The organism is Rhizobium sp. Root1204 (assembly GCF_001424965.1).
GTDB lineage: Bacteria > Pseudomonadota > Alphaproteobacteria > Rhizobiales > Rhizobiaceae > Pararhizobium.
In genome coordinates, this window is sequence record NZ_LMCZ01000044.1 from 102,713 (window position 1) to 128,664 (window position 25,952).

The following is a 25,952-nucleotide window of genomic DNA, read 5'->3' on the forward strand; positions in this document are numbered from 1 at the left end:
ATCAATTGCCCTCGAAGCCGGTCAGCACGCTGACGGCGTTGACGCCGATTTCGGCGACGGCGTAGCCGCCTTCCATGACGAACAATGTCGGCAGGTTCAGCCGGGCGATCCGCTCGCCGATCTTCGGGAAATCCTCGGTCTTCAGCTTGAACTTGCTGATCGGATCCTTCTCGAACGTATCGACGCCGAGCGAGATCACCACCACGTCCGGATTGTAGGCGACCAGCTTGCCGCAGGCGTCTTCCAGCGCCTCGCACCAGCGTTGCCAATCCGTGCCGAAACGCATGGGATAATTGAGGTTATAGCCCTCCCCCTCGCCTGCGCCGCGCTCATCGGCATGGCCGAGGAAATAGGGGTATTCCTGCATCGGATCGGCATGCAGATTGATCACCTGCACGTCGGAGCGGGAATAGAAGATCTCCTGCGTGCCGTTGCCATGGTGATAATCGACATCAAGGATCGAGACGCGCTTGGCGCCGTTGTCGCGGAACCATTGCGCCGCCACAGCGGCATTGTTGATATAGCAATAACCGCCCATGAAACCGGCACCGGCGTGATGACCGGGCGGGCGGCAGAGCGCGAAAGCGGAGCGTTCACCGTCCTGAACAAGGCCCGCTGCCGTCAGCGCCACGTCATGCGAGGATTTGATCGCGTCCCACGAGCCTTCGACGATGCCGCAGCCGGCGTCGAAGGAATAATAACCCAAGAGCCCATCGATGAATTCCGGCGGCACGTCGCCGCGCAGGCCGCGTGTCGGCCAGGTGAAGGGAAGCGCGGTACCGGTGCGTCCCTCCGCCGTCCAGCGGTCCCAGATCGTCGGCAGGAAATCGAGATAATCCTTGCGATGGATGCGCGCGGCCGTCGTCAGGTCATGCTCCTGCGGCGGCAGGATCGGTCCGAGCCCGACCGTCTTGATCCGCCCCGAGACATACTCGGCGCGCGAGGTCAGTTCGAAGCCGGGAACGATGGCGCCAGCCACCAGTTCAAGCTGGTTGGCATGGCCGAGATGGCGGGGCGAGAAGACGGTTTTCATGGAAACATCCAGCGTCAGGAAATGAAAACGCACCCCACTGCGACCAGCGGGGTGCGATTGGAACGGGTTACTTCTGCAGCTCGGTCCAGATCTTGGTGTAGAGTTCCTGAACTTCCGGCGGGCAGGTCTGCGAAGGGACGCCGACCGAAGCAAACTCGGCCGGGATGTCGATTTCAGGTGCGCCCTTCATGTCAGCTGGCATGAATTCGCCCGAACCGGCGATACCATTGGCGTAGCGGTGGAAACCGGAATTCATGCCAGCATTGGCCGGATCCATCATGAAGTTCTGGAAGAGCTTGGCATTCTCGACATTCTTGGCATCCTTGAGCACAGCAAGATTGTCGCTCCAGTTGACATAGCCTTCCTTCGGATAGCCGAATTTGATCGCAGGGTTCGCCAGACGCTGACGGAAGGCAGAGCCGTTCCAGTCGCTGGAGGCGGCAAAATCGCCCGATCCCATCTTCTGGATCGTGCCGTATTCCATGGCTACCCAGTTCGGCTTGGCGGCGACAAGCGTGTCACGAACCTTCTTGAGGATGGCGAGATCGCCCGTGCACTTCTTGCCGCCGTTATAGAGCACGGCCGCGTCGATGACGTCGGTCATTTCCGGAACGACGTTGACCTTGCCCTTCAGCTCGTCCGGCGTGTTGAAGATGATGCCCCAGGTGTTGATGTCACCCTTGTAGACGTCGGTGTTGACGACGGTACCGACGATGCCCATCGCCCATGGAACGGTATATTTGCGGCCCGGATCGAACTCGGGGTTCTGCCATTCCTTGGCGACGTGGCTGAAATTCTCCATTTTGCCCGGGTCGGTCTCGAGGAAAAGACCCTCCGAGATCCAGATCGGAATGTAGTTCTGCGACGGCACGACCATGTCGAAGCCGGAGCCACCCTGGCGGACCTTGGCGAGCGCCGTGTCGTTGGAATCATAGTCGGTGATCGTTACCTTGACCTTGTACTGGTCTTCGAACTTCTTGATCATCTCGGGGCTGGTATAGTTGCCCCAGTTGTAGATGTTGAGTTCACCTTCCGCCCGGGCAAGGCCGGTCGTCGCGAGAAGCGCGGCCGTTGCGGCCATGATCGTGGTGATCCGTTTCATGATGCTGTTCCCTTTTCCCTCTTGTTAGACACGTTTTCTATTGACGATGAAGAAGACGGTGACGACACCGATCGACAGGAGCAGGAACAGCGTCGAGATCGCGTTCATTTCCGGCGTAATCGAGCGGCGGATCTGGCCGAGCATGTAGGTCGGAAGCGTATCCTGGCCGGCCGACTTGACGAATTCGGTGATAACGACGTCATCCAGAGAAATCACGAAGGCCAGCATGAAGCCGGCGAGAATTCCGGGCCAGAGCAGCGGCAGGGTAACGTAGCGGAAGGCGTTCCATGGCGTTGCATAGAGATCGGCCGCGGCCTTCTCCAGCGTCAGATCCATATTCTCCAGCCGCGCCCGGATCGGCAGATAGGCAAACGGAATGCAGAACGCCGTATGGGCGGCGATCAGGTAGCCGAGGCCGGAATAGCCGGTCCAGATCTTGATGCGGGCAAAGAAGATCAGAAGCGCAACCGCCGTGACGATTTCAGGGATCATCAGCGGCTGGTTGATGAAGGCGTATTTCAGGGTCAGGCCGCGATAGGGCTCCGTCCGCGTCGTCGCCAGCGCCGCCATGGTGGCCGCGATCGTTGCAACGACCGCCGCAACCGAGGCGATCTGTAGCGACCGGATGGACGCGTCGATCACCTGCTGGTTCTGGAACGCCTTGGCGAACCAGCGCAGCGAAATCCCATCGAAGGAGGCAAGGGATTCGCCCGCGTTGAACGAATAGAAAACCAGAACGCCGATCGGCAGATAGAGTGCAAAGAAGCAGGCCACGGCTATTGCGGTAAAACCGCGCTGACGGCGGATGGAGAATGCCCTAGCCATGACGGCTCCCTTGCGATCCGGCATTGCGGACATAGACCAGCAGCGCCACCATGACGATCAGCATCAGCGTGATCGACAGCGCCGATCCGAGCGGCCAGTTGCGGCCCTGGCCGAACTGCAGCTCGATCAGGTTTCCGAGCATCATGTTCTTGCCGCCGCCCAGAATGCTGGGCGTGACATAGGCACCGAGGGCGGGGATGAAGACCAGGATGGAGCCGGCGATGATGCCGGGCTTGACCAGCGGGATGATGATTTTCCGCAGCACGCGGAACGGGGTCGCATAGAGATCATAGCCTGCCTCGACCAGGCGGAAATCCAGTTTTTCCATGCTGGCATAGAGTGGCAGCACCATCAGAGGCAAATAGACATAGACCATACCGGTCAGGATCGCGCCGTCGGTGAACAGCATCTGGATCGGCTTTGCAATCAGGCCGGTTTTTATCAGCAGGCCGTTGATCAGTCCCTCGTTGCGGATGACTTCGAGGATGGCGAAGGTACGAATGAGAAGATTGGTCCAGAACGGGATGGTGATCAGGAAGAGCCACAGTTCGCGGGTCTTTTCGGGGCGCGTGGCAATGAAATAGGCCGTCGGAAAACCGACCAGCAAGGTCAGGATGGTGGTGACGAGCGACAAGCCAACGGAGCGCATGAAGATTGAGATATGGGCGCTCGCAAGCGACAACGTCTCGTCGAAGATGTCCTTCTCGAGGAAGACGCCGATCCAGCCTTCGAGCGACGGGGCCCATTGCACGTCGCCATAGGGGCCGGGTGCCAGGAACGAATAAAGGAGAACGATCAGCAGCGGGCCGGTTGCTGCCAGCAGGATGATCAGGAGGGCGGGAAGTGAAAGCAGCCACCGCTTGCGGATGTCCTTGCTTTGCTCTGCCTCGATCGTCCCCGCTGCGTCTGTCATCTCAGTTCCTCAAGACCCTGGCAGCGTTGGCTTCAAGCGCGATGCCAACCCTGTCACCTGCGGAAAACCGGGCGGCCTGCAGGGGCTTGTTCTGCTCTCGCAACGTAAACACCGTCTCGCCGTCGGATAGGCGGACGTGGTAGTGCGTATCCGTGCCGAAATAGACGACATTTTCAAGCGTGCCGTTCATCTGGCACGCGGCCGGCTGATCGGGCGGGCAGAGCGTTGCATGCTCCGGCCGTAGAACCACGGTCACTTCGCCCTCGGCATGGAAATCCTGTGGCACCGTTGCCGAAATGCGGCCAGCGACCGAAGTGTCGACATCCGCAACGCCGTTCACGACCGAGCCAATCCGGCCTTTCAAAAAATTGGTCTCGCCGATGAAGTCGGCAACGAAGCGATCCGCCGGCGCATCATAAATCTCTCTCGGATTGCCGACCTGCAGGATCTTGCCCGACGACATCACGGCGATGCGATCCGACATGGTCAGCGCTTCTTCCTGGTCATGGGTGACGAAAATGAAGGTGATGCCGGTTTCTGCCTGCAGCCGCTTCAACTCGATCTGCATGTCCTTGCGCAGCTTGTAATCGAGCGCCGACAGCGGTTCGTCGAGAAGCAGTACCTTCGGCTGGGGCGCAAGGGCACGCGCCAGCGCGACACGCTGCTGTTGGCCGCCGGAAATCTGGCTCGTACGCCGTCCGGCAAGCGCTTCCATGCGCACCAGCTTCAGCATGGCATCGACGCGGCTCTTGATTTCCTGCTTCGGCTTGCCGAGCATGGTGAGGCCGAAGCCGATATTTTCCGCCACCGTCATATGCGGAAACAGGGCATAGCTTTGGAAAACCGTATTGATCGGCCGCTTGAAAGGAGGCATGGCGGCGATGTTCTCGCCGTTCAACAGGATTTCGCCGGATGTCGGATATTCGAACCCGGCAATCAGCCGCAGCAGCGTGGTCTTGCCGCAACCGGAGGGTCCCAGAAGCGTGAAGAACTCGTTCTGGCGGATCGATACCGATGTGTTGTCGACGGCGGCGAACGCAAACTCGCCAAAGCCGAATATCTTAGAAACCTGGCGGATTTCGACCGCGTTCAATTCCGCCATATGCGGCCCACTACCCGTTGCATGAAGCTGTTCCCGCCTTTTCGGCTTTGCGCTAGGTGACCACAGCGGCTTCGCGTTGACAACTGGATTCTTAATATTTTGATCAAAATATTACCGGGTCGAGAAACTGATCCGTCCGCCACAAATTGTGGTGGTGGGCTTAATCATCTGCAACTCGCCGGGGGCCACAGCCTCGATATCGCCGTTCAACACGACGATGTCAGCCAAGTAACCTTCCTTAATCCTGCCCTTGCGATCTTCTTTGAACTCCGCGTAGGCGCCTTCGACACAATAGGCATTAAGCGCTTCCATCACCGAGAAGGATTGATCCGGATCACTCTCTGCCCAGCGTTCCCGCGTGACGGCCGCCTCGATCCCGATGATCGGATCGATCGGCGATACCGGCCAGTCGGAAGCAAAGCAGATATGCGCACCGGCATCCTTGAGCGTACGCCAAGCATAGCTGAGCGGCCAGCGATCCCGGCCGATACGCGAAACGGTCGGCTCCAGCGGCACGCCGGCACAGCCAGGCGGATGTGGCGGCTGCATCGAGGCGATGACACCGAGTTCGGCAAACCGGGCGATGTCATCGGGATGTACCACCTCGATATGCTCGATGCGGTGGCGGCTGTCACGGGTGCCATTTTGCGCGCGCGCGGCCTCATAGCCGTCGAGCACCGCCCGCACCGCGCCGTCGCCGATCGCATGAACCGCGATCTGCAAGCCGCGCCGGTCCGCTTCGACCGCGACCTCCCGAAAGGTTTCAGGCGTAAAGAGCCCCTCGCCGCAACCACCCGGCTTGTCGGCGTAAGGCTCGACCATCACGGCCGTCCAGCTGTCGAGAACGCCGTCATAGAACACCTTGACCACGCCGGATGACAGCCAGTCGCTGTTGAAGCGGCGGGCAAGGTCCGACGCTTTTTCGAGCATGTCGAGCGACATGAAATTCTTGAAATGGAAGGGGATGATCACCCGGCACGGCAGGCTGCCATCCTGCTTCTCGATCGCCGCCAGCAGCTGCAGCTGGTAGAGATTGCCGTCCATGTTCTGGATAGTGGTAATACCGTGCCGGGAGCAATAGTCGAGACCGCGCCGCATCACGGCAATATCCTGCGCCCATTCCGCCTCGTTCGGATAAGGATCGGGCTCGCCGCCGGTCGACAGGCCGAGGCGATAGCGATCAAATCCGCCTGCCGCCTGCAGCGGGCTGAACGCTTCCATCTCGCGCAGCTCCCCTGTCGCCAGGCCATCTGCGCCTACGACCACTTCATTGCCCGGCCCCAGTTCGGCTCCATGCAGCATATCGACCAGTTCGAGCGCCCTTGTATTGGCCCAAGCGGTGTGATGATCGGGTGCAAACAGAACCAGCGGCTGGTGCGCAAGGATCGCATCGAGATGATGGCGCGTCAGCCGTTCGGTGTCGCCAAGGATTGTGTAGTCGGTGCCTTGGGCGAACAACACCTTTTCTGCAGTGCGCGTAGCGGCATAGGCCCGCACGGCTTCGCTCAGCGCCGCCAGTCCGCTGACGCCGGCCAGCTGGAGATGATCGAGCTCGGCAGCGCCTGAAAACAGGTGCATATGATTTTCGGAGAAACCCGGTAGCACCGTGCCGCCTGCGGCATCGATCACCTGTGTGGCAGCGCCTCGAAACGGCTCCATCTGCGCTTCTGTGCCAACGGCCAGGATATGGCCGGCGGCCAACGCCACCGCTTCGGCGCGCGGCCTATCCTCATCCAGCGTCAGAACACGAGCATTGAGGATGATGATATCGGCGGTCTGCGTCATGATGCTACTCACTGCTTGCCACAAAGAATGTGCCGCGAGCTAAGCCGATCCGGCCACGCAATTCAACAGGGGTAGGAATATTTCCTCACCATCCGTCCGACAGCACACGCTCCAGCATGTCGGCGAAGAAATCGGCACTCTCGCGCGACAGGCAAAGCGGCGGCTTGATCTTCAAGACGTTGAGATGATCGCCGGTCGGCTGCATGATGACGCCGAGTTGCAGCAGCCGGTCGCAGATCGCGGCTGTTTCGCCGGTCGCGGGCGACAGCGTTTCGCGGTTACGCACGAATTCCAGCCCGAGATAGAGGCCCATGCCGTGCACGGCGCCGACAATCGGAAACCGCTGCTCCAGCGCCTGCAGACGGCGTTTCAGGTGATCACCGACGACGCGGGCGTTCTCCTGCAGCTTCTCATCGCGCATGATATCCAGCACCGTCATGCCAACGACGGAGCTGACCGGACTGCCGCCGGCCGACGAGAAGAAGTAGCCCTCCTTCTCCAGCGCATCGGCGATCGCTCTGGTGGTGATGACGGCGCCGAGCGGGTGGCCGTTGCCCATGCCCTTGGCGACGGTGATGATATCGGGGATCACGCCTTGCTCTTCAAAACCCCAGAAGTGATGACCGAGACGGCCGTAACCGACCTGGACTTCATCGGCGATACAGACACCGCCGCGCGCCCGGACCATCGCGTAGATCTCCGTGAGATAACCTGGAGGGAGGGGAATGCCGCCGGCATTGCCATAGACGCATTCGCAGATGAACCCGGCCAGCCCCTTGCTGTCCCGGTCCAGTTTTTCCAGCGCCGGCATGACGGCGTCGATATAGGCGGCGGTCGATCCGTCCCCGCGAAACGGGCCGCGATAGGTATTGGGCGACATCACCGGGTGCACCCAGTCCGGCCGGGTGGTCAGCGCCTGCGGATTGTCCGCAATCGAGGTGGAGACCGCATCGCTGGCAACCGACCAACCGTGATAGCCTTCCAGCAGGCACAGCATATTGCGCGCGCCGCTGGCTGCCCAGGCGAGCCGGAGCGCCAGATCGTTGGCTTCCGAGCCGCTATTGACCAGAAACACCGTATCCAATCCCTCCGGCGCAAGATCGGCCAGCCGTTCGGAAAATTCCGCGACGGCTGCATAGTGGAAACGGGAATTAGTGTTCAGCCGCTGCCACTGCCGGTGCACGGCATCGGCGAGACGCGGGTGACCGTGGCCAAGGATCGTGACGTTGTTGACCATGTCGAGATAGGCGCGGCCTTCGACATCGACCATATGTTCGCGCAAGCCGCGTTCGATCTGCGGTGGGGCCTCGTAATAATTCTTCTGCGGCCTGGCAAAATGGCTCTGGCGGCGGGTTAGAAGCGATGCACTCTGGGGCGCTGGCGCGTCGCAGTCGAATCCGAGGAGCTTTGCCGGTGATGGGCATAAAACCGTCCATGCTGCAGCCTGACCGGGCGAAACGAACGGCGGTGGCACGATATCCTTTTCGCTGCAGAGCTGGACGCGCAGCACTCCGTTTTCACCGGATGTTCCGGCGACAAGGCCAAGCGGCTTGCCAGGATGGATGAAATCGTCCGGGCCTGGCACGGCTTTGACGCCGGAAAGATGCAGCGCTGCATCCCGCCCCAGCAATATCAGGCCATCATCGATGGATTTCAGAATGCCGCCGAAAGGCGCAGACATGCTGGTGCCTGCGGGCAAAAGCAGATCGACATGCAAAGCATATGTTTGCCCAGGCTGCGGTGAACGCAGCACGGTCTGGGTCAGACGGTATTCGCCGTAACGGGTCGAGACAAAAGCATTGTCCCGACACGCTGCCGAAAGCAGCTGGTTCTTGAGCCCGGACTGCGGCCACGCAACGCCATCGAGCAGATCGCTTTGCGTATCCAGTGCGATCACTGTGATTTTAGATAAGTCGAGCTCCGGCAATAGCCGCTCGCCGCCGATTGCAGCGCCCGGATCGCCCATTTGGCCGACAGCTTGCAGGATGGCGATTTCCATGAGGGCTGAAGGCACAGAGACAGCGACCTCGAATATCTGACGTTCATGGTCGATATTGCCGCTGACATAGCCATTGTCCGGGTCGAGCGCGAGTTGCTGCTCGCTGCTTGCCACCAGAACGGCGGCGCGTGCGACGATCAAGGGCCAAAGCGCGCGCAGTTCCGCTTGATTGAGCGGAAAGACCTCGTGGAACGCCTTGACCGCAGGCAGGATCATGAAAGGGTCACCATCGGCATGATGCAAAAGTGAGGCACAAGTGACCGCGAGATCTGCGGCAATCCAGCCATTGATGACATCGCCGAAGTCGATCACGCCATCCGGCATCAACTGGCCACTATCATTGGGCAGGCAGACGACATTATCGTCAGTGACGTCATGGTGGATCGCCTGCTGCCTCAATTCAGACTTCAGGCCGTCAAGCCGGCGCATGGCTGCATCCATCGCCCGGCTGATACGCTGCCTGCGATCCGCATCCTTCACCGCTGACAGGAGATGGTTGACGGCGGGTTCGGCGTTTCGCAGATCCCACTGCAAATCCCGCGACAGGCCCGGATGCGTAAAATCTGCAAGTGCCAGCGCCAACCTGCCGCCCAGGGCGCCGAGTGCCGCAACCGTCACCTCCGGCAGATGTTTGCGCCGCGTCAGGGGTTGGCCCTCGATATAGTCAAGCAGGCGGATCTGATAATCCTCACCGCGCACCGTGACGAACACGATGTCGGCGCCATTGCCGCCAGCAAACACTTTCGGCACGCGGGGTGCGGCGGCCTTGCCGGCGATATGGCGCAATGCGGCGTTCTGCGCTTCAAGCTCGATAGTCGCATAGTCGGCACGGCAGATTTTCAGGACGAAACGGCCGTTTGCCGCGTCAATGCGATAATTGCGGTCCTGCTGGCTGCCGAGTTCGGCGATCGGCCCCGACAGACCATAGTGCACGGCAAAAAGGCTCGCGGCATCCTCGGCATTCACATCGGGCCGCGACAATGCCGCCCGCCGCAAGAAAGCATGTTCCAATCTCTTGCCCCCCGGAATCAGATTGCAGGCAGATTGGCACAACCATGTGTGAACGCGAATGACAAATCGGAGCGCCGTTTGTCAACTTTCAGATGAGCGCGGCCCACCGTCCCTTCGTCGATAACGCGAAACGCAAAAACGCCCGCTGCAAGGCAACGGGCGTTTCTGTAAGCTTCGCTGGAGGCGGTATGTCAGGTATTAACGAGCAACTGAGGCGCGGGCGATGCTTTCGATGTCGGCACGGTCAATGCCAAGATCGCGCAGTTCGCGGGAGGTCATACGGCCCAGTTCGGTGACCGTCTGACGGTACTTGCGCCAATTGTTGAAAGAGCGTGCTACGTTCATGATGATCCCCTTTCTAGGGCTTTCCGGGCCCGGCAGCCATTCAGCGGCGCCGTTGTCGTTTTGATGAGCTGTATATAAGCCTCCCGATTATGGAGGAACAGCGCCAAATCTTCAGGCCACCCATGCACTGGCCGCATAGTCCAGATCCGCGTTAAGCGGCAGGCCGCTTGCAGGAAATTGCACATGCCCACTTCGAAGAACGCGGGAAAAGGCGTAAGATTGTTTTTTGCATTCCTGACAGGAACTTTTCTCACCGTGCAGCATTGCAATCGCTGAGCAAACAGGAGTTTCTAACATGCTCGCAAAATTTTCCTATCTCGCGTTTGGGTTCGTTTTGGGCGCCGCTCTGCTATTGACCCTGACAATGGTCAACAACAGCAGCATGGCATTATCGAAAACCAGCCGTCTGAACCCGACGGCCACGCCTGCCTATAACGTTGCCCCCGCGGATTTCGCCATGGAGCGGTTTGGCTAGGCGCAGTTGCAGGAATTCACTGAAATCATCGCGGTCATGCGTGATCGCGAGAGTGAATACCGCGGATTAATTCAGACTTAGCTCGTATTCGGGATGGCTTTACGGTGACAGCCCGTTGCATCGATAGCAAAAGCCCCTTCAGCTCCGGCTCGCGAACACGCCGGGCCGCCTCGACGCAGGACACCCATTCGCTGAGCCGCTGACCCTTCTCGCGAAACACATCACAGCTTTCGCTGACATCGAGCAGATGGACCTGAACACAGCAGGGCGCGCGTTGGCCATTGTCGAACATTTTCAGATAGGTGAAATATCCGAACGGCTTTTTCTTCGCCTTGCCGCGCACGCCGGCCTCTTCGAAGGCTTCGATCGCAGCAACCTCATGTGGCTTCTTGCCAGCCATCGGCCAGCCCTTCGGAATAATCCAGCGGCCGCTTTCGCGGCTGGTAACCAACAGCACCTCGAACATGCCGCCGTCTCCGCCGATACGGTAGCAAAGGGCGGCAAACTGCTCGCGCATTCTCTCCTTGAACAGCGTGCCGGTAAAAGGTGCCAGTTCAGATAGAAATGTCGCCGATTTTTTCGATGTTTTTTTCAGCGCACTGCCCATGGGACTCAACCGCCCCGGATGGAGGTTCGCCACACCAGATCGGCATGCAGGCGCACCGTATGGTTCTCGGATTCCGCCGTCTCCGATACCAGCCAGGACACGGCCTCGCGCGCCGTCATATCCACTGGCTGCGCGAATGTGGTCAGCCCATAGGATGACCAGGACGCCTGTTCGATATCATCAAAACCCGCCACGCAGATCTGATCCGGCACAGACATTGAAAACTGGTGCCGTGCGGCATCCATAAAGCCGCAGGCGAGCAGATCCGTGGCACAGAACACCGCGTCAGGGCGCTCCTTGCGGGTCAGAAGCTGCTGGGCGACAGCCCGGCCGCTTTCGTACCCGGTATGGCCAAACCGCTCGACCATCACATCGAGACCCATAGCCTTGGCAGCGGCAACGAAGCCGTGCTCACGGGCCATCAGGCTCGGGGTGCCCGCCTGCGAATTGGCAAAGGCCAGCTTGCGGCAGCCGGCTCGCACGAATGCCGTGGCGATACGCGCCGCCGCGTCCGCATCGTCGAGATTGATCTTCAGCGGACCTTCCCTGTCGTCATCGCGATTGATCAGCACCAGCCGCTGGCCATTCTTCAGACAGAGATCGGTGATCGACTTGTCCGGCAAGCCGGACAGGATGATTGAGGCATCGGCGCGGTAGCGAATAGCTTGCCGGAGCGCCAGGTCGGCGCTGCCATCCGAGCGGTCGGTGTTGATCAGCATCGCGACCTTGCCGGAATTCTGCAACTGCTGCGTCAGGGAGCGCAACAGGGCCGAGCGGTAGGGCGTGCCGATCTCCGAAACGATCAGGCAGACGATTCCGCTTTCGTTGCGCATCAGGCCGCGGGCGAGATGGTTGACATGGTAGCCGAGCGCGTCAGCGGCATCGAGGACCTTTTGCCGCGTTTTCGGCGAAACGCTGGCGCCGGACGTAAACGTGCGGGAAACCGCAGAGCGCGAAACGCCTGCTTTTTCCGCCACTTCCTGAGCACTGACGAACAATTTCTGCGACACCGGCGCACTCCACCCTTGATGGATAATCTGCACAATTTTGCAATTGCGTGCAAGCATTCGATTGATCGAAATGTGACAGTTTTATGAAGATTTTGTTTGACAGCCGTTTTCATCTCATGCAGCATTTGCACACGCTTGCAAAAGCGATCGGCGTGGAGGCGCTGTTTCAACAGGAGGAAGTTTCATGGGTTCACGATATATTGCCGTCGCTGCATTTGCCGCCGGAACGACACTGTCCGCCTTTTCGGCCCAGGCCGCCGGCGATCTCAACCTGATCTGCTCGGCTGACGTGGTCATCTGCGAGCAGATGAAGGGCGACTTCGAGAAGGCGCATGGTGACATCAAGGTCAACATGGTGCGCCTGTCATCCGGCGAGACCTATGCCAAGATCCGTGCCGAAGCGCGCAACCCGAAGACCGATATCTGGTGGGCCGGCACAGGCGATCCGCACCTGCAGGCAGCATCTGAAAACCTGACGCAGGAATACAAGTCGCCGATGCTCGACCAGTTGCAGGATTGGGCCAAGAAACAGGCGGAAAGCTCCGGCTACAAGACGGTCGGCGTCTATGCTGGTGCGCTCGGCTGGGGCTATAATACCGAGATTTTCAAGACCAAGGGCTTCAAGGAACCGAAGTGCTGGGCCGACCTTCTCGATCCTGCCTTCAAGGGTGAAATCCAGATCGCCAACCCCAACTCGTCCGGCACCGCCTATACGGCGCTTGCCTCGCTCGTCCAGATCATGGGCGAAGACCAGGCCTACGACTACCTGAAGAAGCTCAACGCCAACATCTCGCAATACACCAAATCCGGCTCTGCCCCGGTAAAGGCTGCAGCGCGCGGCGAAACAGCGATCGGCATCGTCTTCATGCACGATGCGGTTGCCCAGACGGCCGAAGGTTTTCCGGTCAAGTCGGTCGCTCCGTGCGAAGGGACCGGTTACGAGATCGGCTCGATGTCGATCGTCAAGGGCGCGAAAAACCTCGACAATGCCAAGACATGGTACGATTGGGCGCTCCAGCCGGATGTGCAGTCGCGCATGAAGGATGCGAAGTCCTTCCAGCTGCCGTCCAACAAGACGGCCGAAATCCCGAAGGAAGCGCCACGCTTCGAGGACATCAAGCTGATCGACTACGACTTCAAGACCTATGGCGATCCTGCCAAGCGCAAGGAACTGCTTGAGCGCTGGGATCGCGAGATCAGCGCCAACGCCAACTAAGAGAGAACCGGCCGGGCCGTGGCTGTTGCTGCGGCCTGACCCAAGGTTTCTCCAGGTCCGGGGACCGCACTGACCCTCCACAGATTGCGGTGCGGTCTCCGGCCACTCATCACTCCACATTTGACATCATGAAAAGGCGCGGGGATCGTCATGGACCATCGCAACCGCAGACTGGATATCGTCCTCGCATTGGGGATCGCCGCGTTCATTCTCGTTCCATGGTACAGGATCGAGGGCGGCTTTCTCGGATTTGGCTGGTTCTCCGGTTTCCCGTCCGAGGCCTCCGTCGCACCCGGCATCCTGCAGATTCTTGAGTACGGCCGCTGGTGGCTGACCATTCCGGCACTGATCATGGCCACTGCCGTCGCCGCGCGGTTCCTGCGCGATCCGATGCAGCGAGGCGCGGTCCTTGCTGCAGCCGGTGCCGCCGGCGTTCTTTTCCTGACGCTTCAGGGGCTGGCGATCGGCTTTTCCGGCTGGACCTGGACGATCAGCGAAACGTTGTTCGGCGCGCTTGCCGACGGACAGCCTTCGATGGGAGCCGGCGCCGTACTCTCGGCCGTCGCCTTCGTGCTCATTTTCTCCTTCGGCCTTGCAGAACGCGGCGTCATGAAGGGCGATGCCTTCGTTGTCGCCTCCATCGCCATGCTGGTTTTCCTCGTTGCGATCTTCGTGTTCTACCCCGTCGGAAGCATGCTGGTCGGCGCCTTCCAGGATATCGACGGTTCGTTCAATCCGGACGGCTTTACCCGCAACATTCAGGACAATTCGATCTGGAGCCTCGGCTGCGTGGTCGGTGGCGAACGCTGCGGCGTCGCGTGGCGTACTCTGTGGCTGGCCCTGATGACAGCCGGCGGCTCGACCATCATGGGTCTTGCCTTTGCGCTGGTCGCCACCCGCACGCGCTTTCCCTTCAAGAAGGGCCTGCGGCTCCTGACGGTCCTGCCGATCATCACCCCGCCCTTCGTCATCGGTCTTGCGCTGACGCTGCTGTTCGGCCGCGCCGGTGTCATCACCGAGTGGATGTCCAGCCTGTTCGGCATCGAGCCCGGCCGCTGGCTCTATGGCCTCACCGGTATCTGGATCGCCCAGGTCCTGTCGTTTACGCCCATTTCCTTCCTCGTGCTCATCGGCGTCGTCGAAGGCGTCAGCCCGTCAATGGAAGAAGCATCGCAAACGCTTCGCGCCGACCGCTGGCGTACATTCTGGCGCGTGTCGCTGCCCTTGATGAAACCGGGCATCGCCAACGCCTTCCTGATCGGCTTCATCGAGAGCATGGCCGATTTCGGCAATCCGCTGGTGCTCGGCGGCAGCCATGGCGTACTATCGACCGAAATCTTCTTTGCCGTTGTCGGCTCGCAAAACGATCCGTCACGCGCCGCCGTGCTTGCCATCATCCTGCTCTGCTTCACGCTGACGGCGTTTCTTGCGCAGCGCTATTGGCTGTCGGGCAAGAACTTTGCCACCGTTACCGGCAAGGGCGACAGCGGTGCTCACATCGCCCTGCCACGCCCGGTTTCCATTGCCGTGCATGCCATGGTCATTCCGTGGATGATCTTCACCATCGTGATCTATGGCATGATCCTGTTCGGCGGCTTCGTGAAGACCTGGGGTCTGGACAACTCGCTGACGCTTGACCACTACGCCCGCGCCTTCTCCGTCGAAATGCGCGATGGCGCGTTGGCCTGGACCGGCGTGGCCTGGAACTCGTTCTGGACGACGATCGAGATCGCGCTGATTTCGGCACCTCTGACCGCCGCTGTCGGCCTGCTGACGGCCTACCTTATCGTCCGCCAGAAGTTCGCCGGCCGTAACGTCTTCGAATTCGCCCTGATGATGAGCTTTGCCATCCCCGGCACGGTCATCGGCATCAGCTACATCATGGCCTTCAACCTGCCGCCGCTGGAAATGACCGGCACGGCACTGATCCTGATTGCCTGCTTCGTCTTCCGCAACATGCCGGTCGGCGTGCGCGGCGGCGTGGCGGCGATGAGCCAGCTCGACAAAAGCCTCGACGAGGCGTCGCTGACCCTGCGCGCCACCAGCTTCCGGACGATCCGCAAGGTCATCCTGCCGCTGCTGCGCCCGGCGATCACCGCAGCGCTGGTCTATTCCTTCGTGCGAGCCATCACCTCGATCAGCGCCGTCATCTTCCTCGTCAGCGCCGAATACAACATGGCGACCTCCTATATCGTCGGCCTCGTCGAAAACGGCGAGTATGGCGTGGCGATCGCCTATTCCTCGATGCTGATCGTCGTGATGATCGTCGTCATCGCCGGCTTCCAGCTTCTCGTCGGTGAACGCCGGTTGCGGCGCGAAAATCGCGTCGCCGGCGTTACCGCATCCCCTTCCCTCACCCTCGGTCAGGAGAAAACCGCATGATCACTCCCCGCTCCGGCTCGGTCGTCTTTCAGAACATCAAGAAGCAGTTTGGCGCCTTTACCGCGATCCACGACCTGTCCCTGACCATCGAGCCCGGCCAGTTGGTGACGCTGCTTGGCCCGTCGGGCTGCGGCAAGACCACGACGCTGCGCATGCTGGCGGGGCTTGAACATCCGAGCTCCGGCAAGATCTTGATCGGCGGCAAGGACGTGACCATGCTGCCAGCCAATGAGCGCGATGTCTCGATGGTGTTCCAGTCATATGCGCTGTTTCCGCATATGAGTTCGCTCGACAATGTCGCCTATGGCCTGGAGTCCTCCGGGCTGAAGAAGAAAGAAGCGCGCGAGAAAGCAGAAGAAGGCCTGAAGCTCGTCGGCCTCGCCGGCATGGGCGGGCGGCTTCCGGCCGAACTGTCCGGCGGCCAGCAACAGCGCGTCGCCGTTGCCCGCGCGCTTGTGCTGGAACCGCAGGTGCTTTTGCTCGACGAACCGTTGTCCAATCTCGACGCCCGGCTACGCCGTCAGGTGCGCACCGAAATTCGCGAATTGCAGCAGCGCCTCGGCTTTACCGCAGTATACGTCACCCATGACCAGGACGAGGCGCTGGCCGTCTCCGACCGCATCGTCATCATGAAGGACGGCGTGATTGCACAGGAAGGTTCGCCTCGCGATCTCTACGAGGCACCGGCTTCGGCCTTCATTGCCGACTTCATGGGCGAGGCCAATGTGGTTGCCTGCGACGTCATCAGTGTGGATGGCGCTGACGCGACGATCCGCATCGCCGGACTGGAACATCGGGTTCCGAGCCGCAACGCGAAACCGGGACCGGCAAAGCTTGCCGTGCGGCCGAATTCAATCACCCTGGAGCCGGCATCCGGGGCCGCCTATCCGGGCCAGATCACCCATGCTGCCTATCTTGGCGACCATGTCGAATACGAGGTAGAGACGAGCACAGGCAGACTTTTCGTTGTCGATCCGGCCGTCGAGCGCGCACTTGCGCCGGCAACCGAGGTCGCCATCGGTTTCAAGGGACGCGGCATCGCCATCATCAACGGCTGAGCCGCAAGCATATCGCAAAAGGACCAACTTCATGACATTGCAGATCTCCGGGCTGGACGTCCGTTTTGCCCTGGCACAGGCCATCGCCAGGGAAGCGGGCGCCGTCGCGCTCGACTATTACAACAGACGCGAAACGCTGGTGATTGAAACCAAGCGCGACCCGCAGGACGTCGTCTCCATTGCCGACCGCGAGGTGGAGAACCTCATTCGCGCTCGCGTCGCGGAAGTCCATGCGAACGACGGATTTCTGGGTGAAGAATATGGTCTTGCCCGTGGCGATTCCGGCTATACCTGGGTGGTCGATCCGATCGACGGCACCAGCCCTTTCGTCAACGGCATGCCGAACTGGTGCGTCTCGATCGCCGTTTTGCATAACAACGAACCGGTGATCGGCGTCATCTACGCGCCCTGCCACGATGAACTCTATGCCGGGGCCGCCGGCAAGGGCGCGACGCTCAATGGACGGGTGCTGACCCTTGACCCGTCCCGAACCATCCGCAACGCCGTCACCGGCATCGGCGCCAACAACTACGTGACACCGGCCTTTGTCGCCAAAATGGTCGAGGATCTTCTGACGGCCGGCGGCAACTTCATCCGCAACGGTTCTGGTGCGCTGATGCTCGCCTATGTCGCGGCTGGGCGGCTGGTTGGATACTACGAGCCCTACATGCATGCCTGGGATTGCCTGGCCGGCTATTGCCTCGTCAAGGAAGCCGGCGGTTGGTATCATCCCTTCCCTGTTGAAGGAGAACAGCTGACCAAGGGTTCGCCCGTACTGGCGACGGCTCCCGGCGCACGCGAAGATCTAATGAAAATCGCCGGTCTTTGAAAACGGACCTAAGGGCTGGCATCACCCGGCGCCGCCCTTGCGATCAGAGCCAGACCTCAAATCGTGGCGCGGCTGGCCGGTAAGGCGCGTGCTGCCGCGCTCAAAAGATCGGTCTGGGAGATCAGGCCGACAATGCGCTGCTCGCTGTCGATCACGATGACGGCGTGAGCATGCCCGTCGGTCAGGACCGGCAACAATGAAAATGCCAGATCACTTTCCGATGCGGTCGCAGCTTTCGACAGGATATTGCCGACGTGATCATCTCCTCTTGAGAGTTCACGCAAACCAACGGTCCCGGCCAGACGGCCGTTCTCGTCCTTCACCGGCAACGTCCGGATATTGTGCTTCAAGAGAAGCTCGCGCGCCTCGGCTGGGTTGGCCTGTGCGCCAATCGAAATGACGTCGCGCGACATGATATCCGCACAACTGATATCACCATGCGCGCGGATGGTTGCCTGAAGTTCGACCTGCTGCAGCAGGCGGCTGAGATCACCCCGGTCGATGTCAAAGGTTTCGTCGAACGCGGCAAGGGCTGCGTCGAGATCTTCCTCGCGGAAGCCGACACGCAGCGACGCGGGCAAATCTGCAGTCTGGTGCGTGTTGACTGCAGCGATGGCAGCAACATGCGGGTAGTTGCGCCGGCCGAGCTTATGAAACAGCAAGCCCAGCGCCACAAGAATGCAGGAATTGAGGCCGACCGGCACGAACGGAAACAACAGCCCCCAACCGGCAACGACCGGCCCGCCGAGCACGGCGGTCAGCGCTGCCGCGCCACCAGGCGGATGAAGGCAGCGTGTCAATGACATCGCAGCGATGGCGAGCGATACGCCTACACCGGAAGCAATCACCGGATCATGAATCACGGAGGCAGTCAGGATACCCACCAGCGCCGAAATCGTATTGCCGCCGATGATCGACCATGGCTGCGCCAAGGGGCTTGCCGGTACAGCAAACAACAGAACGGCCGAAGCGCCCATCGGCGCCACGATCAACGGCAGATGCGGCCCCTGCCCGAGCAGATAACTGCTGATCAGGCCGGTCAAACCGATACCGATCAGCGCACCGATGCAGGCGATAAGCCGCTCGCGCAACGTGGCGCCGGCCAGGATGGGTGCGAAGATGCGAAAACGGCCGTCCGGCACTGGCTTTTGAGGATGGGACATCGGGGAACCGGACACGCGGACAGATCGGATCGGGATAGGCGCGCACCATCCCGCTCCCCGGCTATAGAAAAATCACACGCAAAGCGCAACGGCCAAAACGGCGGCAGCCCTTCCCGTATCGTGCGGGCAGCCGGTTTCCCGGCTGCCCACACCCACCTAGTTCTGCTTGGCCGCTTCGGCGAAGAAGCCTTCCGGACTGTCGACCTCGATCAGCTTCTTCTTGTCGATCAGCCAGAACCGGTTACCGACCGCGCGAACAAAGCTGCGGTCGTGCGAGACGAACAGGCAGCTCGCCTGATGCGCCATCAGTTCCCCTTCCAGCGCTTCCTGACCGTCGATATCCAGATGGTTGGTCGGTTCGTCGAGCAGGTAGAAATTGGGATTGGTCAGCCGCAGGATCAGCATGCCGAGCCGTGCCTTCTGGCCACCGGACAGCTGGCTTATTGGCCGGCCCTGAAGCTCGACGGACATGCCGGCTCCGGCCAAAAGCGCCCGCGCCCGCTGGTCGCCGATATCAAAACGGCGGATGACCGTTCCCATCGGCGTGTCGCTGTCGCGCAGGTCGGCCAGCGCCTGATCGCCATAGCCGAGCACCAGCGACGGCGTCGCCTTGATGCCCTCCTGCGCCACATCAGGCTGTTCGATTGCCTTGCGCAACATCGAAACAAGGCGGGTCTTTCCGGCGCCGTTGGCGCCGAGCAGAACGATCCGGTCGCCCTGGCAGACGAACTGCTTGCCGGTCCTGAACAGCACGGTGCCATCCGGCGTCTGAACCGGCGCATCCTCCAGCGTGATCAGCACCTTGGCATGCGTGCCGCGATTGGCGAGCCTGATCGCCCCGGCTGAGCGCTCCAGATGCGCGGGCTTGGCGGCATCCTCGAGCTTGTCCGCCCGCTGCTTGAGCTGCTTGGTCTTGACCACCAGCAGATCGCTGCCGGAATTGATGCCGATATTGTTGAGTTTGGCCGCCTGCTTGCGCAATTGATCGGCGACCTTGATATCGCGTTGATAGCGGCGCGCATCGGCAGCGTCAGCCTCGTCCAGCGCAACCCGCGCCCGTGTGTAGGGCAGCGGAAAGATCTGCGATTGCTCGGTGCGAAGAAAGAGCGTCCGGTTCGTCACAGTGTCGAGGAAGGCCCTGTCATGACTGGCGATGATGACCGGCACGTCGCGCGGCAGCGCATTCAGCCAGGCTTCGAGCATGGCGATCTTGCCGAGGTCGAGATGGTTGGTCGGCTCGTCGAGCATTAGGACATCAGGCTCGGCCACCCAGACGCGGGCGAGCATGGCAATACGCTGCCATCCGCCACTCAACTGGTTCAAAGGCCTCTGCCGAAGGGCCTCCGGCACATCGAGTTCCTCCAGCACCACATCGACACGCCAGCTCTCGCTTTCCTGCTGATCAGCCGATAGCGCGTCCAGAACGGCCGCATAGAAGGGCAGATCGAACAGGCGAGACGGGACGTTCTGTTCAACATAGCCGACCGTCAGGCCGCGCGATTTGGTGATCTCTCCCTCGTTGGCCTCGAGCATGCCGGAAATGCAGCGAAACAGTGTCGACTTTCCGCGGCCATTAGCGGCAACGAGGCCGATGCGGTCGCCAGCATTGACGACGAGGTTGAGTTTGGAAAACAGCGGGTTGCCCAGCACGATGCCGAGATTGCGGATATTGATAAGGGTCATGATCAGTCTCTGGTCTTGCCGCACAGACATCCATCGAGGGCTCTCAAGCCATCATCGATGCGATGCGCGCGGCGGGTAGAAAAACGCAGGCGCTCGAACCATAGGCTCGGCGCTACAGGGCCACGAAGGGCAGACCAGAAGGCGGTTTTTAAGAGAAACGGACTTTGGTCAGCCCTGCAAACGCATTTGCAGGGCGTTGACGGGGCCACGCTGGCGATGGTGCCGGAAAAATGTAATCATTGCGCAGCCCTCCTTTCTCGATAGGCGTCTCTCATAACACCCGATTCTAGAATTCGCAATCGTCCCGCGATGCAGGCGTTGAAAATTGAACCGGTCAGAGGATGGAGTGATCGACGATGACGACGGGCTTGCCGTGAGAGCACGTCTCGACCCGCGCCTCGACCCGGTAGATATCGCGCAACATCGTTCCGGTGATGACATCGCCGGTGGGGCCGCTCGCCACCATCGCACCGTTGGCGATGACGATAGTATTGTCGCAATAGCGCAGCGCATGATTGAGATCGTGCAGGGCGATCAGCACCGACATGCCGGATTTTGCCGCCAGCGATCGCATGAACCCCAGCACTTCGATCTGCCGGAAAAGATCCAGCGCCGAGGTCGGTTCATCCATCAGGAGGATTTCCGGCTTGCGGACAAGAGCCTGCGCGATGGAAACGAGTTGCCGCTGGCCGCCGGACAGTTCGCCGAGACCGCGAAACGCAAGGTCGTCGATCCGCAGGGCCTGCAGGATACGGTCGATTTCCAGAAGTTCGCTATCGCGCACCTTCCAGCTCGAACCTTGCTTGCTAGCCAAAAGTACGGATTCGTAGACCGTCAGAACGGCATTGGCGCCGGTATCCTGCGGCATGTAGCAGATGGTTTCCGGGCCTTTCAGCGTATCGGACAGGACCACTGTCCCCGGACCAGAAGCGAGTCCAGCGATACGCTTGAACAAGGTGGATTTGCCCGCTGCATTCGGGCCGATCACGGCGGTCATGACACCGCCGTTGAGGACATCGGTATCGACGTTCGATAGCACGACGTGCTTGCCGTATTTGGCGCCGACGCCCTTGAGTGCCAGACCTACCATGCCCGCCTCCGATTGGTGAAGATCAGGATGAAGAAGAACGGTACGCCGACCAGCGCGGTAATGACCCCGATCGGCAGGATGGCACCGGGAATGAGCGTCTTCGACACGACGGACGTTGCCGACAGAAGCAACGCCCCGCAAAGCACGGACGCGGGCAGGAAGAACCGCTGGTCTTCGCCGACCAGCATGCGGGCGATATGCGGGCCGACCAGGCCGACGAACCCGATGGTGCCGACGAAGGAAACCGGGATGGCAGCCAGCAGGCTGACCGTCATCATCGTCTGCAGCCGCAGACCGCGCACATTGATGCCAAGGCTTGCGGCCTTGTCTTCGCCGAGCCGCAAAGCGGTCAACGCCCAGGCCTGGCGGGCAAACAGCGGCAACGCGAACAGGAGCACCGCACCGGTGATCCAGACCTTCGGCCACGTCGCTTTGGTGAGGCTGCCCATGGTCCAGAAGACGACGGCGGCCAGCGCCTGTTCAGACGCCAGATATTCAAGCAGCGACAGCAGCGCATTGAAGGTAAAGACCAGCGCAATGCCGAGCAGCACGATGGTTTCGACAGTCACGCCGCGCATGGTGGAAGCGAAGTGGATGAACAGCGCCGCGGCCATCGCCATCAGGAAGGCATTGATCGGGATCATGAACTGCACGGCGGCCGGAAACAGCGCCACGCCGCCGACGAGGCCAAGTGCTGCGCCAAATCCGGCGGCAGCGGAAATCCCGAGGGTAAAGGGGCTCGCCAGTGGATTGGCGAGAATAGTTTGCATCTGCGCGCCCGCGACGGAGAGCGATGCGCCGACGGTGACCGCCATCAGCGCGATGGGCATGCGGATATCCCAGATGACGACACGCAACTGATCGCTGACCGAGTCAGCATAAAACAACGACGTCAGCACCTCTTTCAGGGTGTAATTGGCCGGCCCCAGCGCCATGTCGATCGACATGCTGAGGAAGAGAGCTGCGACCATGCCGCAGATCAGCACGATCCGGCGCAAAGCCAGGGCGCGGTATTGCGCGCGCCCTGTTGTCGTTTCGAGCTGTTCGGCAGCGACGGCCATCGGTTATTCGTCCTTCAGGGAGACGAAATAGCCGGGCTTGTAGTCCAGCGGCAGGAAGCGTGCATGCAGTTCCTTGAATGTGGCTTCCGGATCGAGGTCCTTGAACAGTTCCGGATGCAGCCACTTGGCAATCTCCTGGATCGCTACGAACTGGTACGGGTTGTTGTAGAACTGGTGCCAGATGGCGTGCACATTGCCGTCCTTGACCGCTTTGATACCGGTGAATGCCGGACGCTTGGTCAGGTTCTCGAGCTTGCGATGCGCCTCGCTCAGATCGGCACCATAGCCGACGCCGACCCAGTTGCCACCGGGAACATAACCCTGCCAATTGCCGCCGGTGATGATGACCTGATCGGGATTGGAGGCGATGATCTGTTCCGGATTGACCGCGCCGAACGTGCCCGGGATAATGTCCTTGGCCATATTCGTGCCGCCGGCGATTTCGACCATCTTGCCGAAATTCTCGTTGCCGAACGACATGCAGCAATCGTCGGAATAGCCGCCGGCGCGCTCGACGAAGACGACCGGGCGGACCAGGTCGGTCTTGGCCAGCACGTCGGTTACCTTGGCGATGCTGTCGGCGCGGAACTTGATGAAGTCCTCGGCCTTCGTTTCCTGGCCGAGCAGCTTGCCCATGATCCGCATGCTGGCTTCGGTGTTTTCCATCGGCTTTTCGCGGAAGTCGATATAGACGAGCGGGATGCCGACCTTGCCCAGCTTTTCGATATAGCCGGCCTCTTCGGTCGAGGTTTTCGCATCGAGGTTCATGATGATGACATCGGGCTTCAGTGAAACAGCCTGCTCGATATCGAACGTGCCATCCTTCATGCCGCCGAATGTCGGCAGCTTTGCCATTTCAGGGTATTTGGCGAGGTAGGCATCATAGCTTTCCGGGTCAGCCTTGGACAGGTCGTCCCGCCAGCCGACGACGCGCTTGAACGGCGCTTCCCGATCCAGAGCGGCGACGAAATAGATCTGGCGGCCTTCACCGAGAATGACATTCTCGACGGGGACGCTGACCTCGACATCACGGCCGGTTATGTCCTTGATGACAACCTTTTCACCGGCCAGCACCGTGCTGGAAAAAAGCGCGCAGAAACCCACGGCGACCAAGGCCGCCTTGCCAAACATACCCATCGTTATCTACTCCATCGGGGAACTGCGCGTTTCGTAGTTATCATGATATTGACAGTCAAGTTTTATCTTTTAGAAGCTTTCCAGAAAGCATTCGCTCATACTTCATCCAAGGTAGGCCAATATGACCGACACGCCCCGTCTCTCGAACTATGACCTGCGCGACGAGATCAAGGCCTATTGGTCGGTGCGCGCCGAAACCTTCGATCAATCGCCGGGACACGAGATTTTTTCCGAGGAAGAACGTGCCGCCTGGCATCGGCTGATCGTAAAACACCTTGGCGAGGGCAAAGGCCGCGCCGCCCTGGATCTTGCCAGCGGCACGGGCGTCGTTTCGCACCTGATGGACGATCTCGGCTTCAAGGTGACCGGCCTCGATTGGGCCGAACCGATGCTGGAGCGCGCCCGCAACAAGGCGAAAATCCGCTCCCGCAACATTACTTTCCGCATCGGCGACGCGGAGAACACCATGGAGCCGGACGATCACTTTGACGCGATCATCAACCGGCATCTGGTCTGGACGCTGGTCGATCCGGCCAACGCCTTTACCGAATGGTTGCGGGTGCTAAAACCCGGCGGGACATTGCTGGTGATCGACGGCGATTTCGTCAACACGACCCTGTTCGAACGGATGCTGATGAAAGCCGCCGGCTGGGGGCAGCGCTGCGGTCTTCTGAAGAGTGATCCACTGCATGCTCCGCCCGGCATGATGGAGACCCATCGCAGCATCATTTCCAGGGTCTATTTCTCGCAAGGCGCACGGGCCGAAGCCGTGGCCGCCATGCTGGCCAGAGCCGGGTTTGAAAACATCGTCATCGATACCAACCTGGGCGAGATCCACCGCACCCAGGCAAAGCACTGGAACATCCTCAAAGGGCTCGCCCGCGGGACGCAACATCGTTATGCGATCCGGGCTACAAAGCCCACGTGAGGTGATGTAGACAAATTTTCTATTATGTACTTTATAGTCCATGTTCTTCGTGATACAGAGCTGTAAAGCCATCACGGAGAAGCCCAGTCATGCAGATCGAGGAATTCACGCTCGAACGGATCCAGTCGCTCTACGAGAATCTGGTGGAGTTCAATCTCTCCGACAGCGGCGTCCATCCCTATTCGCTGAAGGAACTGCTAACGCCAGACCAGCTGCTCGGCCTGCATGAGGTCGAACTCGGCTACGGCTGGACCAATGGCGGCGTCGAATTGCGCGACACCATCGCCCGGCTCTACAAGGGTCGCGACCGCGACAACGTCATGGTCACCAATGGCTCGGCGGAAGCGAATTTCATTCTGGTCATGACCCTTTTGGAGCCCGGCGACGAGCTGGTGCTGTTCGTGCCGAACTATCTGCAGATCCGCGGCTGGGCCAAGGCACTCGGTGTCACCGTCAAGGAAATCGTCCTGCGCGAGGAGCTGGGATGGTTGCCGGATCTCGACGAGGTCCGCGCCGCCGTGACATCGAAAACCAGGATGATCAGCCTGTGCAATCCCAACAACCCGACCGGCAGCCTGTTGCCGCGCCAGACGATGGACGCGCTTGTCGATATCGCCCGCGAACACGGCGTCTACCTGCATGCCGACGAGATCTACAAGGGCTCGGAACTCGACACCGAAGAAACCGTCAGCTTCGCCGACCTCTACGAGAAGGCTGTGGTCACCGCCGGCCTATCCAAGGCAATGGCGCTTCCGGGCTTGCGGCTTGGCTGGCTGACCGGTCCGGCCAAGGAAATCTACGGCACCTGGCAGCGCAAGGACTACACCTCGATCACCACCGGGGCGCTCAGCGAACATATCGCCAATATCGTGCTGCAGCCCGCCAAGCGCGCCGAAATTCTGGCCCGCAGCCGCCATCTGCTGCGGGAGAACCGGGCGCTGCTCACCTCCTGGATCGAAGCGCACAACAACCTGTTTTCCTACCTGCCCCCACGCGCCGGCGGCATGGCATTTGTCCGCTACAACAGGGACATCAACTCCTCGGTGCTGGTCGATCGGGTGCGGGAGCAGAAGAGCGTCATGCTGGTGCCCGGCGACGTCTACGGCCTCGACGGCTATGTCCGCATCGGTATCGGCGCGCAGAAACATCATCTGGAGGCAGGCCTCGAGCGCCTTGCGGACTTCATGCGGGGCTGATG

General features: G+C 60.5%; 22 protein-coding genes. 7 read left to right on the forward strand and 15 right to left on the reverse strand.

The window, feature by feature from the left end:
• Position 1 precedes the first annotated feature (1 nt).
• The 8 genes from ASC96_RS30890 to ASC96_RS32350 all read right to left on the reverse strand — a co-directional run bounded on the left by ASC96_RS30890 (position 2) and on the right by ASC96_RS32350 (position 10,115).
• Entirely contained in the window at positions 2-1,033 is a 1,032-nt protein-coding gene (locus tag ASC96_RS30890) for a histone deacetylase family protein (protein ID WP_060506890.1), read from the reverse strand.
• Between the two features lie 67 nt (positions 1,034-1,100).
• Entirely contained in the window at positions 1,101-2,135 is a 1,035-nt protein-coding gene (locus ASC96_RS30895) for an extracellular solute-binding protein (RefSeq protein ID WP_060506891.1), read from the reverse strand.
• A gap of 24 nt (positions 2,136-2,159) precedes the next feature.
• On the reverse strand, positions 2,160-2,960 hold the full coding sequence (locus ASC96_RS30900) for an ABC transporter permease (RefSeq protein WP_060506892.1): 801 nt from the start codon (positions 2,958-2,960) through the stop codon (positions 2,160-2,162).
• Positions 2,953-3,873, reverse strand: a complete 921-nt coding sequence (locus ASC96_RS30905; protein WP_060506893.1) for an ABC transporter permease — start codon at positions 3,871-3,873, stop codon at positions 2,953-2,955. The genes ASC96_RS30900 and ASC96_RS30905 overlap by 8 nt, the downstream gene beginning before the upstream one ends.
• Position 3,874: 1 nt before the next feature.
• Entirely contained in the window at positions 3,875-4,975 is a 1,101-nt protein-coding gene (locus tag ASC96_RS30910) for an ABC transporter ATP-binding protein (protein ID WP_060506894.1), read from the reverse strand.
• A 111-nt stretch (positions 4,976-5,086) separates the two neighbouring features.
• Positions 5,087-6,760, reverse strand: coding sequence for an amidohydrolase (locus ASC96_RS30915; RefSeq protein ID WP_060506895.1), 1,674 nt, complete (start codon positions 6,758-6,760; stop codon positions 5,087-5,089).
• An 85-nt stretch (positions 6,761-6,845) separates the two neighbouring features.
• Positions 6,846-9,770, reverse strand: coding sequence for an aminotransferase (locus ASC96_RS30920; protein ID WP_060506896.1), 2,925 nt, complete (start codon positions 9,768-9,770; stop codon positions 6,846-6,848).
• A 198-nt stretch (positions 9,771-9,968) separates the two neighbouring features.
• On the reverse strand, positions 9,969-10,115 hold the full coding sequence (locus tag ASC96_RS32350; protein ID WP_082512336.1) for a DUF1127 domain-containing protein: 147 nt from the start codon (positions 10,113-10,115) through the stop codon (positions 9,969-9,971).
• A gap of 295 nt (positions 10,116-10,410) precedes the next feature.
• Between ASC96_RS32350 and ASC96_RS30925 the strand changes: the two genes are divergently transcribed.
• On the forward strand, positions 10,411-10,590 hold the full coding sequence (locus ASC96_RS30925; protein ID WP_060506897.1) for a hypothetical protein: 180 nt from the start codon (positions 10,411-10,413) through the stop codon (positions 10,588-10,590).
• A 34-nt stretch (positions 10,591-10,624) separates the two neighbouring features.
• Here the strand turns inward: ASC96_RS30925 and ASC96_RS30930 are convergent, their stop codons facing one another.
• Entirely contained in the window at positions 10,625-11,107 is a 483-nt protein-coding gene (locus ASC96_RS30930; protein ID WP_156397748.1) for an NUDIX hydrolase, read from the reverse strand.
• A 95-nt stretch (positions 11,108-11,202) separates the two neighbouring features.
• Positions 11,203-12,207 (reverse strand): substrate-binding domain-containing protein, encoded by a 1,005-nt coding sequence (locus ASC96_RS30935; RefSeq protein WP_060507030.1) that lies wholly within the window; start codon positions 12,205-12,207, stop codon positions 11,203-11,205.
• 184 nt (positions 12,208-12,391) lie between these two features.
• Between ASC96_RS30935 and ASC96_RS30940 the strand changes: the two genes are divergently transcribed.
• The 4 genes from ASC96_RS30940 to ASC96_RS30955 all read left to right on the forward strand — a co-directional run bounded on the left by ASC96_RS30940 (position 12,392) and on the right by ASC96_RS30955 (position 17,692).
• Complete coding sequence (locus tag ASC96_RS30940) at positions 12,392-13,423, forward strand: ABC transporter substrate-binding protein (RefSeq protein ID WP_060506899.1); 1,032 nt, start codon at positions 12,392-12,394, stop codon at positions 13,421-13,423.
• Positions 13,424-13,573: 150 nt separating this feature from the next.
• Positions 13,574-15,805: an iron ABC transporter permease gene (locus tag ASC96_RS30945; RefSeq protein WP_060506900.1), complete on the forward strand. Its 2,232-nt coding sequence runs from the start codon at positions 13,574-13,576 to the stop codon at positions 15,803-15,805.
• Entirely contained in the window at positions 15,802-16,863 is a 1,062-nt protein-coding gene (locus ASC96_RS30950; RefSeq protein ID WP_060506901.1) for an ABC transporter ATP-binding protein, read from the forward strand. The genes ASC96_RS30945 and ASC96_RS30950 overlap by 4 nt, the downstream gene beginning before the upstream one ends.
• Before the next feature lie 31 nt (positions 16,864-16,894).
• Positions 16,895-17,692, forward strand: coding sequence for an inositol monophosphatase family protein (locus tag ASC96_RS30955; RefSeq protein WP_060506902.1), 798 nt, complete (start codon positions 16,895-16,897; stop codon positions 17,690-17,692).
• Between the two features lie 56 nt (positions 17,693-17,748).
• On the opposite strand, the gene ASC96_RS30960 is transcribed toward ASC96_RS30955, so the two are convergent.
• The 5 genes from ASC96_RS30960 to ASC96_RS30980 all read right to left on the reverse strand — a co-directional run bounded on the left by ASC96_RS30960 (position 17,749) and on the right by ASC96_RS30980 (position 23,826).
• Positions 17,749-18,855 (reverse strand): HPP family protein, encoded by a 1,107-nt coding sequence (locus tag ASC96_RS30960; protein ID WP_060506903.1) that lies wholly within the window; start codon positions 18,853-18,855, stop codon positions 17,749-17,751.
• Positions 18,856-19,011: 156 nt separating this feature from the next.
• The gene (locus ASC96_RS30965; RefSeq protein ID WP_060507032.1) at positions 19,012-20,538 is read right to left on the reverse strand and encodes an ABC-F family ATP-binding cassette domain-containing protein; all 1,527 of its coding nucleotides are present in this window, start codon (positions 20,536-20,538) and stop codon (positions 19,012-19,014) included.
• Positions 20,539-20,872: 334 nt separating this feature from the next.
• Positions 20,873-21,628: an ABC transporter ATP-binding protein gene (locus ASC96_RS30970; RefSeq protein WP_060506904.1), complete on the reverse strand. Its 756-nt coding sequence runs from the start codon at positions 21,626-21,628 to the stop codon at positions 20,873-20,875.
• A complete protein-coding gene (locus ASC96_RS30975; protein ID WP_060506905.1) occupies positions 21,622-22,689 on the reverse strand; it encodes an iron ABC transporter permease in 1,068 nt (355 codons plus the stop codon). Before ASC96_RS30975 ends, ASC96_RS30970 begins: the two co-directional genes overlap by 7 nt.
• 3 nt (positions 22,690-22,692) lie before the next feature.
• Entirely contained in the window at positions 22,693-23,826 is a 1,134-nt protein-coding gene (locus tag ASC96_RS30980; protein ID WP_060506906.1) for an ABC transporter substrate-binding protein, read from the reverse strand.
• Positions 23,827-23,947: 121 nt separating this feature from the next.
• On the opposite strand from ASC96_RS30980, the gene ASC96_RS30985 reads away from it, so the two are divergent.
• Positions 23,948-24,754, forward strand: a complete 807-nt coding sequence (locus ASC96_RS30985; RefSeq protein ID WP_060506907.1) for a class I SAM-dependent methyltransferase — start codon at positions 23,948-23,950, stop codon at positions 24,752-24,754.
• A gap of 89 nt (positions 24,755-24,843) precedes the next feature.
• On the forward strand, positions 24,844-25,950 hold the full coding sequence (locus ASC96_RS30990; RefSeq protein WP_060506908.1) for an aminotransferase class I/II-fold pyridoxal phosphate-dependent enzyme: 1,107 nt from the start codon (positions 24,844-24,846) through the stop codon (positions 25,948-25,950).
• Positions 25,951-25,952: the final 2 nt, after the last annotated feature.

Coding starts and splice junctions, on each gene's coding strand:
- ASC96_RS30890 (WP_060506890.1), bottom strand. CDS start 1,033: ATGAAAACCGTCTTCTCGCCCCGCCATCTCGGCCATGCCAACCAGCTT.
- ASC96_RS30895 (WP_060506891.1), bottom strand. CDS start 2,135: ATGAAACGGATCACCACGATCATGGCCGCAACGGCCGCGCTTCTCGCG.
- ASC96_RS30900 (WP_060506892.1), bottom strand. CDS start 2,960: ATGGCTAGGGCATTCTCCATCCGCCGTCAGCGCGGTTTTACCGCAATA.
- ASC96_RS30905 (WP_060506893.1), bottom strand. CDS start 3,873: ATGACAGACGCAGCGGGGACGATCGAGGCAGAGCAAAGCAAGGACATC.
- ASC96_RS30910 (WP_060506894.1), bottom strand. CDS start 4,975: ATGGCGGAATTGAACGCGGTCGAAATCCGCCAGGTTTCTAAGATATTC.
- ASC96_RS30915 (WP_060506895.1), bottom strand. CDS start 6,760: ATGACGCAGACCGCCGATATCATCATCCTCAATGCTCGTGTTCTGACG.
- ASC96_RS32350 (WP_082512336.1), bottom strand. CDS start 10,115: ATGAACGTAGCACGCTCTTTCAACAATTGGCGCAAGTACCGTCAGACG.
- ASC96_RS30925 (WP_060506897.1), top strand. CDS start 10,411: ATGCTCGCAAAATTTTCCTATCTCGCGTTTGGGTTCGTTTTGGGCGCC.
- ASC96_RS30930 (WP_156397748.1), bottom strand. CDS start 11,107: ATGCGCGAGCAGTTTGCCGCCCTTTGCTACCGTATCGGCGGAGACGGC.
- ASC96_RS30940 (WP_060506899.1), top strand. CDS start 12,392: ATGGGTTCACGATATATTGCCGTCGCTGCATTTGCCGCCGGAACGACA.
- ASC96_RS30945 (WP_060506900.1), top strand. CDS start 13,574: ATGGACCATCGCAACCGCAGACTGGATATCGTCCTCGCATTGGGGATC.
- ASC96_RS30950 (WP_060506901.1), top strand. CDS start 15,802: ATGATCACTCCCCGCTCCGGCTCGGTCGTCTTTCAGAACATCAAGAAG.
- ASC96_RS30955 (WP_060506902.1), top strand. CDS start 16,895: ATGACATTGCAGATCTCCGGGCTGGACGTCCGTTTTGCCCTGGCACAG.
- ASC96_RS30960 (WP_060506903.1), bottom strand. CDS start 18,855: ATGTCCCATCCTCAAAAGCCAGTGCCGGACGGCCGTTTTCGCATCTTC.
- ASC96_RS30965 (WP_060507032.1), bottom strand. CDS start 20,538: ATGACCCTTATCAATATCCGCAATCTCGGCATCGTGCTGGGCAACCCG.
- ASC96_RS30970 (WP_060506904.1), bottom strand. CDS start 21,628: ATGGTAGGTCTGGCACTCAAGGGCGTCGGCGCCAAATACGGCAAGCAC.
- ASC96_RS30975 (WP_060506905.1), bottom strand. CDS start 22,689: ATGGCCGTCGCTGCCGAACAGCTCGAAACGACAACAGGGCGCGCGCAA.
- ASC96_RS30980 (WP_060506906.1), bottom strand. CDS start 23,826: ATGGGTATGTTTGGCAAGGCGGCCTTGGTCGCCGTGGGTTTCTGCGCG.
- ASC96_RS30985 (WP_060506907.1), top strand. CDS start 23,948: ATGACCGACACGCCCCGTCTCTCGAACTATGACCTGCGCGACGAGATC.
- ASC96_RS30990 (WP_060506908.1), top strand. CDS start 24,844: ATGCAGATCGAGGAATTCACGCTCGAACGGATCCAGTCGCTCTACGAG.